The 16,634-nt window shown below is 62.0% G+C and carries 16 protein-coding genes; 7 read left to right on the top strand and 9 right to left on the bottom strand.

Annotated features, from left to right (window positions below; genetic code table 11):
- Window positions 1-13: 13 nt before the first annotated feature.
- The gene (locus CFI11_RS01225) at window positions 14-697 is read right to left on the bottom strand and encodes a TIGR02117 family protein (protein WP_165390157.1); all 684 of its coding nucleotides are present in this window, start codon (window positions 695-697) and stop codon (window positions 14-16) included.
- 4 nt (window positions 698-701) lie between these two features.
- The gene (locus tag CFI11_RS01230) at window positions 702-884 is read right to left on the bottom strand and encodes a zinc-finger domain-containing protein (RefSeq protein WP_130402273.1); all 183 of its coding nucleotides are present in this window, start codon (window positions 882-884) and stop codon (window positions 702-704) included.
- Window positions 885-972: 88 nt separating this feature from the next.
- On the opposite strand from CFI11_RS01230, the gene CFI11_RS01235 reads away from it, so the two are divergent.
- Entirely contained in the window at window positions 973-1,902 is a 930-nt protein-coding gene (locus CFI11_RS01235) for an ABC transporter ATP-binding protein (protein ID WP_130402275.1), read from the top strand.
- On the opposite strand, the gene CFI11_RS01240 is transcribed toward CFI11_RS01235, so the two are convergent.
- Window positions 1,899-2,363, bottom strand: coding sequence for a DUF1203 domain-containing protein (locus CFI11_RS01240; RefSeq protein ID WP_130402277.1), 465 nt, complete (start codon window positions 2,361-2,363; stop codon window positions 1,899-1,901). The genes CFI11_RS01235 and CFI11_RS01240 overlap by 4 nt on opposite strands.
- 172 nt (window positions 2,364-2,535) lie before the next feature.
- Here CFI11_RS01240 and gpmI point away from each other — a divergent pair, with 172 nt between their 5' ends.
- From gpmI to CFI11_RS01270, 6 genes are all read left to right on the top strand, one after another.
- Complete coding sequence (gpmI, locus tag CFI11_RS01245; protein ID WP_130402279.1) at window positions 2,536-4,053, top strand: 2,3-bisphosphoglycerate-independent phosphoglycerate mutase; 1,518 nt, start codon at window positions 2,536-2,538, stop codon at window positions 4,051-4,053.
- Complete coding sequence (locus CFI11_RS01250) at window positions 4,050-5,180, top strand: murein hydrolase activator EnvC (RefSeq protein ID WP_130402281.1); 1,131 nt, start codon at window positions 4,050-4,052, stop codon at window positions 5,178-5,180. Before gpmI ends, CFI11_RS01250 begins: the two co-directional genes overlap by 4 nt.
- Window positions 5,181-5,186: 6 nt before the next feature.
- The gene (locus CFI11_RS01255) at window positions 5,187-6,560 is read left to right on the top strand and encodes a S41 family peptidase (RefSeq protein ID WP_130402283.1); all 1,374 of its coding nucleotides are present in this window, start codon (window positions 5,187-5,189) and stop codon (window positions 6,558-6,560) included.
- Window positions 6,561-6,707: 147 nt separating this feature from the next.
- Window positions 6,708-7,661, top strand: coding sequence for a TAXI family TRAP transporter solute-binding subunit (locus tag CFI11_RS01260; RefSeq protein WP_130402285.1), 954 nt, complete (start codon window positions 6,708-6,710; stop codon window positions 7,659-7,661).
- 36 nt (window positions 7,662-7,697) lie between these two features.
- Entirely contained in the window at window positions 7,698-9,464 is a 1,767-nt protein-coding gene (locus tag CFI11_RS01265) for a TRAP transporter fused permease subunit (RefSeq protein WP_130402287.1), read from the top strand.
- Window positions 9,465-9,527: 63 nt separating this feature from the next.
- A complete protein-coding gene (locus CFI11_RS01270) occupies window positions 9,528-10,391 on the top strand; it encodes a glucokinase (RefSeq protein WP_165390158.1) in 864 nt (287 codons plus the stop codon).
- Here CFI11_RS01270 and eda read toward each other — a convergent pair.
- The 6 genes from eda to ilvD all read right to left on the bottom strand — a co-directional run bounded on the left by eda (window position 10,388) and on the right by ilvD (window position 16,565).
- A complete protein-coding gene (gene eda, locus CFI11_RS01275) occupies window positions 10,388-11,029 on the bottom strand; it encodes a bifunctional 4-hydroxy-2-oxoglutarate aldolase/2-dehydro-3-deoxy-phosphogluconate aldolase (RefSeq protein WP_130402291.1) in 642 nt (213 codons plus the stop codon). The two genes, CFI11_RS01270 and eda, sit on opposite strands and share 4 nt — an antisense overlap.
- A 2-nt stretch (window positions 11,030-11,031) precedes the next feature.
- The gene (edd, locus tag CFI11_RS01280) at window positions 11,032-12,843 is read right to left on the bottom strand and encodes a phosphogluconate dehydratase (protein ID WP_130402293.1); all 1,812 of its coding nucleotides are present in this window, start codon (window positions 12,841-12,843) and stop codon (window positions 11,032-11,034) included.
- A gap of 99 nt (window positions 12,844-12,942) precedes the next feature.
- Complete coding sequence (locus CFI11_RS01285; RefSeq protein WP_130402295.1) at window positions 12,943-13,317, bottom strand: hypothetical protein; 375 nt, start codon at window positions 13,315-13,317, stop codon at window positions 12,943-12,945.
- Between the two features lie 11 nt (window positions 13,318-13,328).
- Window positions 13,329-14,102, bottom strand: a complete 774-nt coding sequence (locus tag CFI11_RS01290) for a DUF6478 family protein (RefSeq protein ID WP_130402297.1) — start codon at window positions 14,100-14,102, stop codon at window positions 13,329-13,331.
- An 89-nt stretch (window positions 14,103-14,191) separates the two neighbouring features.
- Window positions 14,192-14,851 (bottom strand): hypothetical protein, encoded by a 660-nt coding sequence (locus tag CFI11_RS01295; RefSeq protein ID WP_130402299.1) that lies wholly within the window; start codon window positions 14,849-14,851, stop codon window positions 14,192-14,194.
- The gene (gene ilvD, locus CFI11_RS01300) at window positions 14,832-16,565 is read right to left on the bottom strand and encodes a dihydroxy-acid dehydratase (RefSeq protein WP_130402301.1); all 1,734 of its coding nucleotides are present in this window, start codon (window positions 16,563-16,565) and stop codon (window positions 14,832-14,834) included. Before ilvD ends, CFI11_RS01295 begins: the two co-directional genes overlap by 20 nt.
- Between the last annotated feature and the right edge of the window lie 69 nt (window positions 16,566-16,634).

The following is a 16,634-nucleotide window of genomic DNA, read 5'->3' on the forward strand; positions in this document are numbered from 1 at the left end:
CTTTTGAAAGAAGTTAATGCGCCGCTTCGGGCGCCTTCGCCATATGCAGCCGGTGCGCGAGCGTTACCGCAAAGGGTGTCGGTGTCCAGGCACCAAACGGCAGCCCTGCCTCTCGCAGCACAGAGCCGACCCAGCTGTTGCACGTGCGCAGCAGGTTGAAACGCCCCCGTGCCTCAAAAAACATATCGCTGCCTGAAAACCCCGGATGATCGAGCGCGATCACCCGACCCTCTCTATCCCTTGCAAAGCTGTCCCCGATCGCATCCAGAAGCCGGATATAGTGCTCTTTGTCCATCGCGATCCGTGTCGTTTCCAGATCCGCGGGCAGGGGGCCTGTCAGATCCACCCGCAGAACCGAGCTGTCTCCGAAAATGGCCTTTAAAACAGCGTCTAAACTGACATCCTTGTAGGTGCCCGTGGTCGTATAGAACGCTTTGGCCCCCCAGCCGACGATCAGCCACCGCGCCCCGGGATGGCTCAGTGGCAGGTCGGGGGCGTCCATCTCGGCAAACCGTGCGCGGGTTTCGCCATCAAGCGGGAGGAGCAGGTCATAGTGGATCGGTCCGGCGATCAGATGCACCGTGACCGGGCCCTTTCGATGCGCGTCACCTCCTGCAGGCCAAAGTGCTCCGATCAGAGCAGCAAAGAGATAAAGGATCGGTATCGCAAGGAGGATCAGACCGGCCCTGCGCCACACCCGGCTAGCTGACCTTGTCGGCAAAATCGCGGTGGATGTATTTGCAGTCGCAATAGCCGCACTCGACCCAGCCGGTATCGAGAGGGATCTGCAGCCAGACCCGCGGATGCCCCAGCGCACCTTCCCCGCCGTCGCACGAGACCCGGTACTTATCCACGATCTTGGTTTCCGGAGCCTCAATCGTCATCGGGCGGGGTCCTTTCGGTATTGTCGCTATGCGTCCAGTGGCTTACGTGCCCTTATGAGCGAAGGGGAATCCGGGGGCAAGGGTCACGGTGACACAAGATGCGATCACAGTCTCGGGCCTGCGCAAGACCTATCGCGGCGGCAAGGGAGAGCCGGAAAAGGAGGCGTTGAAAGGCATTGACCTGTCGATCCCGCGCGGCTCTGTCTTTGGCCTTCTGGGACCGAATGGGGCGGGAAAATCCACCTTGATCAATGTCCTTGCCGGACTGGTCGTGAAGACATCCGGCAGCGTCACGATCTGGGGCTTCGATCAGGATCGCAATCCCCGTCAGTCCCGCGCGGCCATCGGGGTGATGCCTCAGGAGCTGAACCTCGATCCGTTCTTTACCCCGCGCGGCGCGCTGGAGGTGCAGGCGGGTCTTTACGGGGTACCCAAGGCGCAGCGTCGCAGTGATGAGATCCTCGCCATGGTGGGTCTGACCGACAAGGCCGAGGCTTACGCGCGCACGCTTTCCGGCGGCATGCGGCGACGGCTGTTGCTGGCCAAGGCGCTCGTCCACGCGCCCCAGATCCTCGTGCTGGACGAACCCACGGCGGGTGTGGATATCGAACTGCGGCAGATGCTCTGGGCCAATATCCGCAAGCTGAACGAGGAGGGGATGACGGTGATCCTGACGACCCATTACCTCGAAGAGGCCGAAGAGATGTGCGACCAGATCGCCATCATCAATCAGGGCAGCGTCGTCGCCCGTGACAGTACCGTCAACCTGCTTGGGCGACTGGACGCCAAGACGATGGTGATCGAAACCGATGGCGCCATGCCAGATCTGCCTGAAGAGGCCGGGATCGAAGCCGCAAGGCGCGCCGATGGCACCCTTGCGCTGACCTATCATCGTCAGAAGACCAGTGCCGAAACCGTGCTCGACGCGGTGCGGGCTGCGGGCATCACGATCCGCGATGTGAAAACCGAGGAACCCGATCTTGAGGACGTGTTCCTCGCCCTGACGGCCTCGCGCTAGTCTCTGTCCACCCGCGCCTGATAGCAATTGTTCCTGGCCGACCGGACGTGGATGTATTTTACTGCCGGATCTTCGAAGATCTGCGCGACGCGGTCCTGCATCGCCTTTGTTTCCACCACTGCGCCTGTGCCGTAAACGATGCTGTCCTGATCGTTGTATCCCTTGATCAGATAGTCCGGCGAGGTTTTCAGGATCGGAGGCAGGTCTGTCTCTTCGTAACGCGCGCAGGCCTTCGCACACAGAAAGATCGGTCCCGTCTCGGCATAGGGATGCAGATCCGCGAAGGGCCGGTAGGCGAGGATCAGCATCTCCTCCCCTTCCGGGATATTCTCCAGGCAGTGACGGCAGGGCGTGCCGGGCCCCGGCGACACACCGCGCCGGGCGGGCTGCCCGTTTGCGTCCGGTGCGCCGTTGCGAAACGCCTCGACCTCGTTGGTCGGCATGGCTTCAAATCTGGGCATCGTGGATCTCCTTTTGCATGTGCCGAACATGGCAGACCCCGCCCCTGGCCATCGACCCGGTTCCTGCGCATTGGCGCGGAGGAAAAGATGCCGCGTCGGGTGGGAAAGCGGTTCAACCCTGCGACGCGGCCCTGTAGAACGCTCCAGACTTCGCAGAAGGGAAAGTTGCGCGATGCCGACACCGAAGCCTGTTGTTCTTTGCATCCTCGATGGCTGGGGCCTGTCCGATGAGGAGAGGGGCAACGCGCCACGCCTGGCCAACACTCCGAATTTCGACGCGATGTGGGCCCAGGGACCTGCTGCCCAGCTTGTCACGCATGGGCCCGATGTGGGGCTGCCCACGGGCCAGATGGGCAATTCAGAGGTCGGGCACACCAATATTGGTGCAGGCCGGGTGGTGGCGATGGATCTGGGCCAGATCGACCTTGCGATCGAAGACGGTTCCTTTTTCGAGAACGCCGCTCTTCAGGACTTCATCACGCGGTTGCAGGACAGCGGCGGCACGGCACATCTGATGGGCGTCGTCTCCGATGGGGGGGTGCATGGTCACCTCAACCATATCATTGCCGCGGCAAAGGCGGTTGCGGAGGCAGGCGTGCCCGTGGCCCTGCACGCCATCACCGACGGGCGCGACGTGGCGCCGAAATCGGCGGACCGCTTTGTCGAGGAGCTGACCGCGCGCCTGCCGGATGGCGCGCGCGTCGTTACGGTCGTTGGGCGCTACTTTGCGATGGACCGCGACAATCGCTGGGCACGGGTGCAACAGGCCTATGACGCGATGATTAAGGGGCAGGGGCGACATGCGCCGGATGCCGCTGCGGCGGTTGACCAGGCCTACGCCAAGGACGAGACGGACGAATTCATCGCACCGACCGTTTTGGCGGATTATGAGGGCATGGCGGATGGCGATGGGCTCTTCTGCCTCAACTTCCGGGCAGACCGGGCGCGAGAGATCCTCGCAGCTATCGGCCAGCCCGATTTCGATGCGTTCGACACCGGACAGCGGCCCGCGCTGGCGGCTCGTCTGGGGATGGTGGAATATTCCGATGATCATAACGGATATATGACGACGGCCTATCCAAAGGCTGAAATCGTAAACACGCTGGGGGCTTGGGTGGCGGATCAGGGCTTGCGCCAGTTTCGTCTGGCAGAGACCGAGAAATACCCGCATGTGACGTTCTTCCTGAACGGAGGCAAGGAAGTGCCGGAGGTCGGCGAAGACCGGCACATGCCGAAGTCGCCAGATGTGGCCACTTATGATATGCAGCCTGAGATGTCGGCAGATGACGTGACAGAACAGTTCGTTCAGGCAATCCGCGACGGTTACGATTTAATCGTGACCAACTACGCGAACCCGGACATGGTCGGCCATACCGGCGACCTGGATGCCGCGATCGCGGCCTGCGAGGCGGTTGATCGGGGCCTCGGTCAGGTCGCCGAGGCGTTGCGTGACGTCGGTGGAACGATGATCGTGACCGCAGACCACGGCAATTGCGAAACGATGATAGATCCCGAAACGGGCGGCGCGCATACGGCCCATACTCTGAACCCGGTGCCCGTGATCCTTGTGAACGGACCGCAGGGCGCACGGCTTCGTGATGGCCGGCTCGCTGATCTTGCGCCCAGCCTCTTGTCGTTGATGGGGCTTGCCCAGCCGGACGAGATGACAGGAGAAACCCTGATCTCATGATCCTGCGCGCTGCCCTTGTTCTTGGCCTTCTGGCCGGACCAGCCTGGTCACAGGCGACCCCGTCAGAGGCGGCGCAGGCCGCGGCGGAACAATTGTCGGATGCGACCGATAAGCTCGAAGCCGCAGAGACCGCGCGTGATCGGGTGCGCGCGCTGACATCGACCGTTCAGGCCTATGAGGCGGGTTTGACCGCCATGCGCGACGGGCTGCGACGGGCCGCACTGCGAGAGGCCCAGCTGTCGCGCAAGCTGCAGGCGCAGGATCAGGATATCGCCAAACTGCTCGGGACGCTGCAGACCATTGCCGCATCCCCTCCGCCGGTTCTGATGCTGCATCCCGACGGACCGATGGGAACCGCGCGCTCGGCGATGATGCTGGCCGATGTGACACCGGGGCTCAATGCCCGGGCTCAGGTGCTGCGCCGCGACCTGGAAGAGGTGCAGACCCTGCGCCTTCTTCAGCAAAACGCTGCGAACACGCTGGCCGAGGGCTTGTCGGGCGTTCAGGTGGCGCGGGCTGAGCTGAGCAAGGCCGTGGCCGACCGCACGGATCTGCCACAGCGCTTTATCGAGGATCCGGTCCGCACGGCGATCCTCATTTCCGCTGTCGAGACGCTGGACGGCTTTGCAAGCGGTCTGTCGGAAATGACAAGCGCGGACATCCCGCCGAGCAACGCCGATATCAGTGCGCAACGCGGCGATCTTCCACTGCCGGTTCAGGGTGTCATTCTCAGACGGGCCGGAGAGGCGGATGCAGCGGGGATCACCCGTCAGGGCATGGTCATGGCGACCCGCCCGCGCGCCCTGGTGACCACGCCCACGGCGGCCACGATCCGGTATCTGGGTCCGCTTCTGGACCTGGGAAACGTGGTCATCCTTGAGCCGCAGGCAGACATGCTGATGGTGCTGTCGGGCCTCGATCAGGTCTTTGGCGCGGTGGGCCAGGTCATCCCCCGCGATGCACCTGTCGGTTTGATGGGCGGTGCAGACCCGGAAATTGGCACGATCCTGTCAACAAGCGGTGATGGCACTGGAAGTGAGCGTTCAGAAACGCTCTATATAGAAATAAGAGAGAAGAATGCGCCGGTTGACCCGGAGATTTGGTTCAAAACGGATAAGAATGGATAACACCGCATGAGAAACATCGTGATCGTGGCGCTTGCCGGCATTGTGTCCGGCGTGATCGCCACCACGCAAGTGGCGGGTCCGCTGCTTGCGCAGGAGGGCCAGCGCAGCGCGAGTGTCTATGAGCAGCTCGACTTGTTTGGTGACATCTTTGAACGTATTCGCGCCCAGTATGTCGAGCAGGTGGACGAAGCCGAACTGATCGAAGCCGCGATTGATGGCATGCTCACCTCGCTTGATCCGCATTCCAGCTATTTGTCGCCGGACGATGCCGCGCAGATGCGTGTGCAGACACGCGGGGAGTTTGGTGGCCTCGGGATCGAGGTCACGCAGGAGGAAGGCTTTGTCAAAGTCGTCTCCCCGATCGATGGCACCCCGGCCGATGAGGCGGGGATCGAAGCGGGCGACTATATCACCCACGTGAATTCGGAAAGCGTTCTGGGCCTTACCCTGGACGAGGCGGTTGATCTGATGCGCGGCCCCGTCGGGTCCGAGATCGTGATCACCGTGGTGCGGGAAGGAGAGCAGGAGCCTTTCGAGGTCTCGATCATCCGGGACACGATCAAGCTGACTGCCGTCCGCTCCCGCACGCAAGGCGAAAGCGTTGTCCTGCGGGTGACGACGTTCAACGACCAAACCACACCCAACCTCGAAGCCGGGTTCCGCGAACAGGTCGAGGAAGCGGGCGGGATCGACAATATCAACGGCATCGTGCTGGACCTGCGTAACAATCCCGGTGGCTTGTTGACCCAGGCCATCCGTGTCTCTGATGCGTTCCTCGAAAAAGGGGAAATCGTCAGCACACGAGGTCGGGCGGCCGAAGATGGAGAGCGGTTCAACGCAACCCCCGGTGATCTGGCACAGGGCAAGCCGATCGTTGTCCTGATCAATGGCGGTTCCGCTTCGGCCTCCGAGATCGTGGCCGGTGCGCTGCAGGATCATCGCCGCGCCATTGTGGTCGGAACCAAGAGCTTTGGTAAAGGCTCGGTCCAGACGGTGATGCCGCTACGCGGCGATGGCGCGATGCGTCTGACTACGGCACGTTACTACACGCCGTCGGGCCGGTCGATCCAGGCCCTGGGCGTGTCGCCCGACATCGTCGTTGAACAACCCCGGCGCCGTCCGGCCAGCGAAGAGGACGAGGACGCGAACCCGCTGAGCCGCTCGGAGGCTGATCTCAGGGGCCGTCTGAACAACGACAGTCTGAGCGAGGACGAAATCCGTCAGATCGAAGAGGATCGTGCAAAAGCCGAAGCCGCAGCCGACCTGAGAGAGGAAGACTATCAGCTCGCCTATGCGATCGACATCCTGAAAGGTCTGTCCGCGCTTGGACCGGCAGCCTCGCTTGGCCAGCCTTCCGCGCTCAACAGCCTCGACCGATAAGCTCAACCGAAAAGAATGTCCCGGCTTGCGGATCGCGAGCCGGGATTTTTCATGCGGTTTTCCCTTCTCTCTCGCGGCCAAGCTCTTCATAGTCGTGCAAAGGCACGATGGGAGTGCCGCCGGATTATGTCTGTGGGAGGACGGTATATGACATTTTTCAAACCCTTTGCTGTCGTGGCGGCGCTGGCCGTGGCCGCGGCACCCGCCTTTGCGGAAAGCCGCGTTACGTACAAATCGGCCAAGTCGGCCTCGTCTTACTATCAGATGGCCGTACAGATCGCCGAGGCGATGAAGGCCGGCTCGGGCAATGAGATCATTGTCACGGTCGAGGAAAGCCAGGGTTCGGTTCAAAATGTGATGGAGGTGAAAGCCCGCGGCGCGGATTATGTCTTTACGACGCCGCCGGCGCTGGTGCGTCTGGCACAGGGCGGCAAGGCCATGTTCGAGGGCAAGGGTGACCCGGCCTTCGACGAGATCCGCGCGCTGTTCCCGATCCCGTCCCTGACCATGCATTTCGTTGTCTCCGAGGCGTCGGGCATCACCGATTTCGCAGGTCTTGAAGGCAAGACCGTCCTTCTGGGCAAGGGGTCCTTCGGTGCACGTGAAGGGGCAAAGTATCTTGGTCTCTTCGGGCTTGAGGGCAAGGTTGAATTGGCGGAGGTCGAGCTGTCGAATGCCGTGCCCGCGCTGAAAAACGGGCAGATCGACGCCTTTGTGACCGCAGGCTCTTTCCCCGCGCCCAACGTGATCGAGGCTGCGGCCTCGACCGGTGTGACGGTCCTGTCGCTGAGCGACGAACAGATCGCCCAGACCAAGCGGGCACGGCTGGTCATCCCGGCGGGCACTTATGCCGGTCAGGAGGAGGATATCGTGACAACCTCCCTTCCCGTTGTGGCCTACACGACGACCAAGATGGACGAGGAAACGGCGTATCAACTCACCAAGACATTCTGGGAGGGTAAGGCCGCAATGGGAGAGGCCGCACCCTGGTGGAACGGTGTCGATGAAAGCCTGATGGCCAACATCACCGGCAAGCTGCATCCGGGTGCCATCCGTTACTACAAAGAGGCCGGTATGGCCCTGACCGACGCGCAGATGTAGCATCTCGGTCCGCCACATGGCGGGCCGCTTCCAATCATGACGGAAACCGAAACCAGATGGGACAGTCTCTGGGTCACCTTTGCGGTGGCCCTTGTCGTGTTTCACATCGGGCTGATCTTCTGGGGCCTCGTGCCCAACCTCGTCAGCCGCCCGCTGCATCTGGCGTTCGTGTTACCTTGGATTTTCCTCTATGGCGCGCGGGGCTGGTCCTGGGTCAGCGGCGCTATTCTGACCGCCATAGGCGTGAGTGCTTGCCTTTGGATCGCGTGGAACCACGATGCGCTGAGCGATCAATACGGGTTTCTTGAGAACAACTTCCAGATCGCTCTCGCCATCGTGCTTCTGCTGATCGTTCTTGAAGCCGCGCGTCGCGCCATCGGCTGGCCACTTCCGGTCGTTGCCGCCCTGGCTTTGCTCTACGCGCTCTATGGTCAGCATATTCCGGGTGAGTTTGGCCATTCCGGCACGCCAATAAAGAGCTTTCTGGGCACCATGACCATTGCCGAGGGTGGGATCTGGGGCACGCTGACGGCGGTTTCTGTCGGGGTGGTGGCCATCTTTGTCATCTTCGGCGCGGTGCTGAATGCGGGTGAGGCTGGGCAGGGTTTCATGAACGTTGCCGCAGCCGCCGCGGGGCGGCTGAAAGGCGGGGCGGCGAAAGTGTCGGTCATCTCGTCCGCGCTTTTCGGATCGATCTCCGGCTCGGCGTCGGCCAATGTCGCCTCGACCGGCGCGATCACGCTGCCCGCGATGACATCGCTTGGCTATCCCAAACGTCTCGCAGCCGCGACCGAAGCGGTGGCGTCCTCTGGCGGGCAGATCATGCCACCCCTCATGGGGGCAGGGGCCTTCGTGATGGTTGAGCTGACGGGTGTTCCCTACACGGGCATCATGGCGGCAGCCTTTTTGCCGGCCCTGCTTTACTTCCTCGCCGTCTGGGTCGGGATCAACGCCTATGCATCAAAGACCGAACTGCGCGGTATCGCAGCCGAAGACCGTCCGGGTCTGCGCGCCGTTGCCATAACCTCTGCGTTCTTTCTAGTTCCGTTCGGTATCCTGCTTTGGGGTATGTTCGGTCTGCGGGTGACCCCGCAATACGCCGCGTGCCTCGCGATCTTCGCGGGCGCCTTGTTGCTTTTTACGGACCGCAATCTGCGGATCTCTCTGCCCGACACGCTGCGCCGTTACCGCCTTGCCTTGCTGACAGCCGCGCGGCAAGTGTCTCTGATCGCGGCGATCATTGTCTGTGCGTCGATCATCATCGGCGTCCTGTCGATCACGGGACTTGGGGTCAAGATCACCTCGCTGATCCTGAGCGGGGCCGGAGGGCAGCTTTGGCCTGCGCTTTTGCTCACGGCCCTGGCCTGCCTCATCCTCGGGATGGAGGTGCCGACGACGGCGGCTTACGTCATCTGCGTCTCTGTCGCCGGTCCGGCGCTGATCCAGCTTGGGCTGGAGCCGCTGCAGGCGCATCTCTTTGTCTTCTGGTTCGCGCTGCTCTCTACCATCACGCCGCCGGTTTGCGGTGCTGTTTTCATTGCTTCCGGCATGGTTCAGGAGAATTGGCTAAAGGTCGCTCTGACCGCAATGGCCCTCGGCGTCGGGCTTTACATCATCCCCCTCGGGATGATCGCCAACCCCGCTCTCATCGCCTTTGCCGAGACGCCGGGCCTGTCACTTCTGGCATTCATTCAGGTTGCCATTGGGCTGGCTCTGGTGTCGCGTGGATTGATCGGTCAGCATAATGCCTGGCTGCGTGCCGTTTTGGTCGCGTCTGGACTATTGATTGTTTTCGTTCTTTAAGTCCCCCTTTTTGCCGGACGAGATTGCCTTATTCTGCCGCTGTTTAGAGGGATGGAGCACAAGATGATCGGATTGGTTGCCGATGTTGGCGGAACGAATACCCGCCTTGCCTTGGCCCGGTCGGGCCGGGTCGATACGGGCACGATCAAGCGGTTTGCAAACGACAGTGCCGGGAGCTTCATGGATCTGGTGCATCTGTTTCTGGAGGAGCAGGGGGGCCGCGCCATCGACGCGGCCGCCATCGCTGTTGCGGGTCCGGTGACCGCTGCGGGCGCGCAGCTCACCAATCGGGACTGGTGGATCGACGCAGGCATGCTGGCCCCTGTTGCCGGGCAGGGGCCTGTCCGCGTTCTGAACGATCTCAAGGCGCTGGGCTATGCGCTTCCTGGCATGCAGGCATCTGATCTCGATGTTGTCTCTCCGCGCTCGGGGTCTCATGTCGGAAACGGTCAGTCCCTCGTTGTCGGAATTGGAACGGGCTTCAACGTGAGCCCCGTTCTGACCGAAGGAGAGGTCACGACCTGCATGGACACCGAATACGGCCATACCGCGTTACCGCGCAGCGTTGCGGGTGATTTGGACGAAGCGGGTTTTGAAACCGTCGAGGATTGTTTTTCCGGTCGTGGTTTTGCCGCCCTCCGCACTCGTATCGGAGAGGCCGAGATCGGGGACCGTTATGCCGGGCTTATGGCGGCCATGGCGCGGGAACTGGTGCTCGCCTTCATGCCGCTGGATGGTCTTTACTTTGCGGGGAGCGTCGCGCGCGCGGTGATGCAATCCGAGGCGCGCGACCGGTTTCGCAAAGACTTCGCCCGACCGTTTGACTTGCGCGAGGATCTAAGCGGCGTCCCCGTCAGCATAATCACCGACGACTTCGCCCCGCTGAACGGATGTGCGCAGGTGTTGCGGGGTCTTGAACCGGGTTAGTGCGCCAAGGCCGCGGCGTCGCGCGCCAGCGTTTCGATCCTCTGCCAATCCCCATTTGCCAGGGCGTCCTTCGTGGCAACCCAGGAGCCCCCGACGCAGGCCACGTTGCCAAGGCTCAGGTAATCGATCGCATTGGACGGGCTTACACCCCCGGTCGGGCAGAACGTCACCTGCGGCAAGGGCGCCCCGATCGCCTTGAGGGCTGGCGCGCCACCGCTGGCTTCGGCGGGAAAGAACTTCTGCATCGTATAGCCGCGTTCCAAAAGCCACATCGCTTCCGTCGCCGTGGCCGCGCCGGGAAGAAGCGGCAGGTCTTCACGCTCGCATGCCTCAAGCAGCGCCTCGGTCGCGCCCGGTGACACACCGAACCGCGCACCGGCTTGCTTGGCGGCCCTGACGTCATCCGCCGTCAACAAGGTGCCCGCCCCGACAATACCGCCCTCGACAGACGCCATCTCGCGGATGGCGTCGAGCGCTGCGTCGGTTCTCAACGTCACTTCCAGCGCCGGCAATCCGCCGGCCACCAAAGCCTCTGCCAGGGGGCGCGCGTGGCCCGTGTCAGAGATGACGAGAACCGGGACAACAGGTGCCTTGGAACAGATATCCCGGGTCAGCCGGCTTGCATCTTGAGGGGTCATTTCTAGTCTCCGAAAACCCAGGCGCCGCTATCGGCCGAACCGACACCCGCGCGGAACGCGGCAAAGAGTTCGCGACCTGTCCCGGCCATATGTGCTGTAAGGTCAGGTGTGGCCGCGACGCGGTCTTCGACGCCGGGGGTCAGCACCTCGATCTGGCCTTCGACTGCGTCCACCCTGAGCCGGTCGCCATCCTGCAGTCTGGCAATCAGCCCCCCGTTCAGCGCTTCGGGGCAGACATGGATTGCTGCAGGCACCTTGCCCGAGGCCCCCGACATCCGCCCATCGGTCACCAGGGCGACCTGATGCCCGCGCCCCTGTAGAATGCCCAGGATCGGGGTCAGGGAATGAAGTTCCGGCATGCCGTTTGCCTTGGGGCCCTGAAAGCGTACGACCACGATGACATCGTCTGTGAACTCTCCGGCCTTGAAGGCCGCTTTCACATCGTCCTGGTTGTCGAAGACGCGTATGTCGGCCTCGACCACGTGGTGCTCCGGTGCGACGGCAGAGACTTTCATGACCGCATGCCCCAAATTGCCCGTCAGGCGCTTCAGACCTCCGGTCGTCTGAAACGCGTCGGTGGCCGGACGCAGGATCGCCGTATTCAGCGAGGCGTCAGGACCGGCGCGCCATGTCAGCGTCCCGTCCGTCAGAACGGGTTCCTGTGTATACTGATCCAGGCCCCGCCCCGCGACTGTCTGGGTGTCCGGATGAAGCAGCCCGTTTTCCAGCAGACTGCGGATCAGGTAACCCAATCCTCCGGCCGCATGAAAGGCGTTCACGTCGGCCAAACCGTTGGGGTAAACACGGGCCATCAAGGGGGTCACATCGGACAGGTCCGAAAAATCGTGCCAATCCAGCACGATCCCTCCTGCCCGGGCCATCGCGATGAGATGGATCAGCAGGTTCGTCGATCCGCCCGTGGCGTTCAGCCCGACGATCCCGTTCACAAAAGCCTTTTCATCCAGGATATCGCAGACAGGCGTGTAGTCGTTTCCAAGTGCGCTCAGCGATATGGCCCGCTTCGCGCCAGCAGCGGTGAGAGCGTCGCGCATCGGCGTGTTCGGGTTCACGAAACTCGATCCGGGCAGGTGCAGGCCCATGACCTCCATCAGCATCTGATTGGTGTTCGCGGTTCCATAAAAGGTGCAGGTGCCCGGCCCGTGATAGGCGGCCATCTCGGCCTTCATCAACGCCTCACGGTCGACCTCGCCCGTGGCGAATTGCTGGCGAACCTTGGCTTTTTCGTCATTGGGCAACCCGCTTGTCATCGGCCCGGCAGGCAGAAAGACGATGGGCAGATGTCCAAAGGTCTGGGCCGCGATGACAAGGCCCGGTACGATCTTGTCACATACGCCCAGAAAGACCGCCGCGTCGAAGGTGTTGTGGCTCATGGCGACCGCGGCTGCGAGGGCGATCACATCCCGGGAAAAGAGGCTCAACTCCATACCGGCCTCGCCCTGAGTGACCCCGTCGCACATTGCCGGAACCCCGCCGGCAACCTGCGCCGTGGCTCCGGCCTCCCGCGCGGCCTCCCGGATAAGCTCGGGGAAGCGCTCGAAGGGCTGGTGGGCCGACAGCATGTCGTTATAGGCGGTGACGATCCCCAGATTTGCCGCCGGCTGCGTTGCGAGAGCGTCCTGATCAGGCCCGGCGCCCGCATAGGCATGCGCTTGTCCAGAGCAACTCAGATGCGCGCGCGCGGGCCCCTTCTTTCGCGCGGCCTTCATCCGGTCCAGGTAGACTTGCCGCGTTGGCGCGCTTCGTTCGATGATCCGCTCGGTGACGCGGGCAACGGTTTCATTCAACCGGGACATCGTCTCAGGCCCTCCGATAGCCGCAGCATGGGGTCAGATTAGATGACCGCCGATAAGACGCGCAACCGTTAACGCTAACACTTTTGGAATTCAAGACGTCTACTGCTGGGTTTCCAGGCAATGACGGCGAAACGCCCGTTTGAGCATATCCAGTTCCGCGCGCAAAAGCTCCACTTCTCCCCGGATGTCGTCGGCAACCGCGTCGCCTGCGATCAGCGTGAAGTGAGCCAGCTTGCTATCATCGACCTCGTTGAAGACGGCAAAGGTCTGAACACCGTCGGCAACGGCATGTTTTGGAATAGGCACGCAAAGGGTCCACGTGCCTGACGTCTCTTCGCGGTTCAGGGTTACGCCATCGACGGGCAGATCCTGATGCATCACCCGCACCTTAGGTTCTTCGTCAGAATTCGTGGTCAGAACGCCCTGCCAGACACCCTCGGACATGTGTGTCTTGGTCAATTGCATACCGCTCATCGCTAAGCCTCCTAGAATGCCGCGCGCGGGCGGCGCGAGAAGGTGAGTTCCCGCAGGATGACCTGGTTCATCTCCGGTCCCTCAAAAATCAGGTCCACCCAGGCCTTCTGGATCCTTTTTTCGTTCAGTTTCGAATAGGCCAGATCGAATTCAACAAGCACATCCTCCTCATAGAGCGGAAGCTCGCGGACGATTTGTTCGGTATTTGGCCCGTGTTTGATGTTCAGCCGGGCAAAGATCTCCAACGGTTTTTCCATCTCGACGATCGTATCCATACGGATGATGTGTGAGCGGGAGAGGTCGGTCAAAGCGGCCTTGGGCAGGTTGATCACGAGCGACAAAAAAGAGCCGTCGAATTTAAAGACGTCCATGCGCAATCCGTAAGGGGCCAGATCAGCCTCCCGCAGATTTCTCAACTGGCGCAGCGTCAGTTCGGAAAAGGCACAATCGTGAAACAATGTCACCTCGTCGCCCAACATGGATTTCGTCTCGACCGACGACATGCCGGGTGATGGCAAGGGGCCGCGCCACAGCTCCGGGCGCCAGTACCAATCGGTGCCGAACGGTTTCTGAAACGCGTGCGAGCCGATCATCGGCAGTGCCAGCCGCTCATCCGCGGAATGGATCAACTCGTTAAGATATGTACGCAATTGCCGCGCCTTCTGGCGCTCCCGCCGTAAGTCGGGAAGACCCATTTGCCGCGCCTCCCGCGCCACGCGCCGCCAATGGCTGACAGCGCTGGAATGCGTGATGCGATCAAACAAACCGTTGAACGGTGACGACATGCCTGCCTTTCCTATCGTTTCCGATCCAGGGACAATCTAACGAAAGGCTTTCAATCAAATAAACCTTCAATGAAAGAAAAAAGCGTTTTTCATTCGGACGCGTTCGACTGTTCCGAGAGATCGGGCGCCGGGTCCTCGACCGGGGGCGATGCCCGCCGGCTGCTCGCCGATTGGCTTTGCCGCGCCATTTGTGTGAGGATGGCAGCCCCGGAGCGCCCAAGGGCGTCGCCATCATCTGGTGCGTAAAGAGAAACGCCCACGACATAGCCATTGACCGCAAAAGCACCTCTCCAATGCCGTTGGGCCGCACCCACGATGCCATGATCGGCCCCATCGATCTGGATCAGAGCCAAAGCCCCGTTTTGCGTCTGTTCCAACACCGGTGCGGGTGCTGCCGAGCTGCTCAGGGCCTCCACTGTCGGCGCGGCACCGGATTGCGGCGCTACGGTCGCCGTGATGAGGGCAAGCGGCGCTCCGGCATAGAAGCCCCGGACCCCCAAGGTGTCGCAGCGCGCGAAAAGGACAAAGCCGCCCCCGGGCCTGCGTTTGGTTGACCGGCGATCCACACAATAGCCCGGTGGGGCCTGCAGTACGACCCGGTCCCCGGCAAGCGACACCTCCGTGATCTTCGGGGTGCCTTCGGCATCGGACCTGGGGTCAAGAAAAGCCAGCCCCGATCCGGCGTCGCACCCGGCCAGGCCGAGTGCGAGTATGGCCACGCAAAGCGGTTTAGAGATCCATGTAGGCATGCTTTTCAGCCTTGCCGCCTGGATGTGTTACCGCACCCTTGTAGGTCTCACCCACAAGTTGCGCGTATTTCCACAGCGCGCCAGAGGCATAGATCGTCTCCCGCGGGCCAGTCCATGCGGCCTTGCGCGTTTCCAGTTCCTCATCGGTCAGATCCACGCTGATCTCGCCCTTGATGGCGTCTATGGTGATGACGTCACCATCCTTGAGCAGCGCGATGGGTCCGCCATGGGCGGCTTCCGGTCCGACATGGCCCACGCAGAAACCGCGTGTCGCGCCCGAGAACCGGCCGTCCGTGATCAGCGCGACCTTCTTGCCCATGCCCTGACCGGAAAGCGCTGCGGTGGTGGCCAGCATTTCCCGCATGCCGGGACCGCCCGAAGGACCCTCGTTCCGGATGACAAAGACGTCGCCTTCTTCATAGGCACGTGTTTGAACGGCGTCGAACGCGTCCTGTTCACATTCGAATATGCGTGCAGGCCCGGTGAAGACCTGATGTTGGGTCGGAATGCCTGCCACCTTAACGATGGCGCCTTCGGGCGCGAGGTTGCCTTTCAGCCCCACAACCCCGCCGGTTGGCGTGATCGGAGCGTCGATGGGGTAGATCACCTTGCCATCCGCTTCGCGGTCGATCTTGTCCAGCTCCTCGCCGATCGAATACCCCGTAACGGTCATGCAGTCTTCGTGGACCAGCCCCGCCTTGCGCAACTCTTTCATCACCACTGGAACGCCGCCTGCCTCGTACATGTCTTTGGCCACATACTGGCCACCCGGCTTGAGGTCGACGAAGTAGGGTGTGTCGCGGAAGATCTCGCATACGTCATCAAGGAAGAAGTCCAGCCCCGCCTCATGCGCCATGGCCGGAAGGTGCAGGCCCGCATTGGTCGACCCGCCGGTACACGCCACCACGCGTGCGGCGTTCTCAAGCGACTTCATCGTAACGATGTCACGTGCGCAGATGTTCTTTTCGATCAGATCCATGATCGCCTCGCCCGATGCGATGGCATATTGATCCCGGCTTTCGTAGGGCGCGGGCGCGCCCGCGCTGTTTGGCAGGGCGAGGCCAATGGCTTCGGACACGCAAGCCATGGTGTTCGCGGTGAACTGACCGCCGCAAGCTCCGGCGGATGGGCAGGCAACGCGCTCAAGAACCGCGAGCTGTTCGTCGGAATAGTTGCCCGCCTGATGCTGCCCCACCGCTTCAAAGACGTCCTGAACGGTCACGTCCTCTCCGTCCAGACGGCCCGGAAGGATCGAACCGCCGTAGATGAACACAGACGGCACGTTCAGCCGGATCATTGCCATCATCATGCCCGGAAGCGACTTGTCACAACCGGCAAGCCCGACGATCGCATCGTAACAATGGCCGCGCATCGTCAATTCGACCGTGTCGGCAATCGCCTCCCGGCTGGCCAGCGACGACCGCATGCCTTCGTGGCCCATCGCAATCCCGTCGGTGACGGTGATCGTGGTAAATTCCCTGGGCGTTCCATCCGCGGCCTTCACACCCAGCTTCACCGCCTGTGCCTGGCGGTTGAGGGCGATGTTGCAAGGGGCAGCCTCGTTCCAGCAGGTGGCTACGCCCACAAGCGGCTGATGGATCTCTTCCTCGCTCAGCCCCATCGCGTAGTAATAGGACCGATGCGGCGCGCGGGCCGGTCCTTCGGTGACGTGACGACTGGGCAGCTTGGATTTATCGAACTTGCGCTTGAGCATGCACACCTCCCTGGCTCGGTTTTCTTGCAATACCGGCGCGCTAGATCACACACAAGGCTGAACGGACGA

This window comes from Thalassococcus sp. S3 (assembly GCF_004216475.1).
GTDB lineage: Bacteria > Pseudomonadota > Alphaproteobacteria > Rhodobacterales > Rhodobacteraceae.

What these genes read in the sequence shown, in the direction of transcription:
- CFI11_RS01240 (WP_130402277.1), bottom strand. Translation starts at nt 2,363, where the DNA reads ATGCCCAGATTTGAAGCCATGCCGACCAACGAGGTCGAGGCGTTTCGC.
- edd (WP_130402293.1), bottom strand. Translation starts at nt 12,843, where the DNA reads ATGTCCCGGTTGAATGAAACCGTTGCCCGCGTCACCGAGCGGATCATC.
- CFI11_RS01250 (WP_130402281.1), top strand. Translation starts at nt 4,050, where the DNA reads ATGATCCTGCGCGCTGCCCTTGTTCTTGGCCTTCTGGCCGGACCAGCC.
- CFI11_RS01290 (WP_130402297.1), bottom strand. Translation starts at nt 14,102, where the DNA reads ATGTCGTCACCGTTCAACGGTTTGTTTGATCGCATCACGCATTCCAGC.
- CFI11_RS01270 (WP_165390158.1), top strand. Translation starts at nt 9,528, where the DNA reads ATGATCGGATTGGTTGCCGATGTTGGCGGAACGAATACCCGCCTTGCC.
- ilvD (WP_130402301.1), bottom strand. Translation starts at nt 16,565, where the DNA reads ATGCTCAAGCGCAAGTTCGATAAATCCAAGCTGCCCAGTCGTCACGTC.
- CFI11_RS01255 (WP_130402283.1), top strand. Translation starts at nt 5,187, where the DNA reads ATGAGAAACATCGTGATCGTGGCGCTTGCCGGCATTGTGTCCGGCGTG.
- CFI11_RS01265 (WP_130402287.1), top strand. Translation starts at nt 7,698, where the DNA reads ATGACGGAAACCGAAACCAGATGGGACAGTCTCTGGGTCACCTTTGCG.
- gpmI (WP_130402279.1), top strand. Translation starts at nt 2,536, where the DNA reads ATGCCGACACCGAAGCCTGTTGTTCTTTGCATCCTCGATGGCTGGGGC.
- CFI11_RS01285 (WP_130402295.1), bottom strand. Translation starts at nt 13,317, where the DNA reads ATGAGCGGTATGCAATTGACCAAGACACACATGTCCGAGGGTGTCTGG.
- eda (WP_130402291.1), bottom strand. Translation starts at nt 11,029, where the DNA reads ATGACCCCTCAAGATGCAAGCCGGCTGACCCGGGATATCTGTTCCAAG.
- CFI11_RS01295 (WP_130402299.1), bottom strand. Translation starts at nt 14,851, where the DNA reads ATGCCTACATGGATCTCTAAACCGCTTTGCGTGGCCATACTCGCACTC.
- CFI11_RS01260 (WP_130402285.1), top strand. Translation starts at nt 6,708, where the DNA reads ATGACATTTTTCAAACCCTTTGCTGTCGTGGCGGCGCTGGCCGTGGCC.
- CFI11_RS01230 (WP_130402273.1), bottom strand. Translation starts at nt 884, where the DNA reads ATGACGATTGAGGCTCCGGAAACCAAGATCGTGGATAAGTACCGGGTC.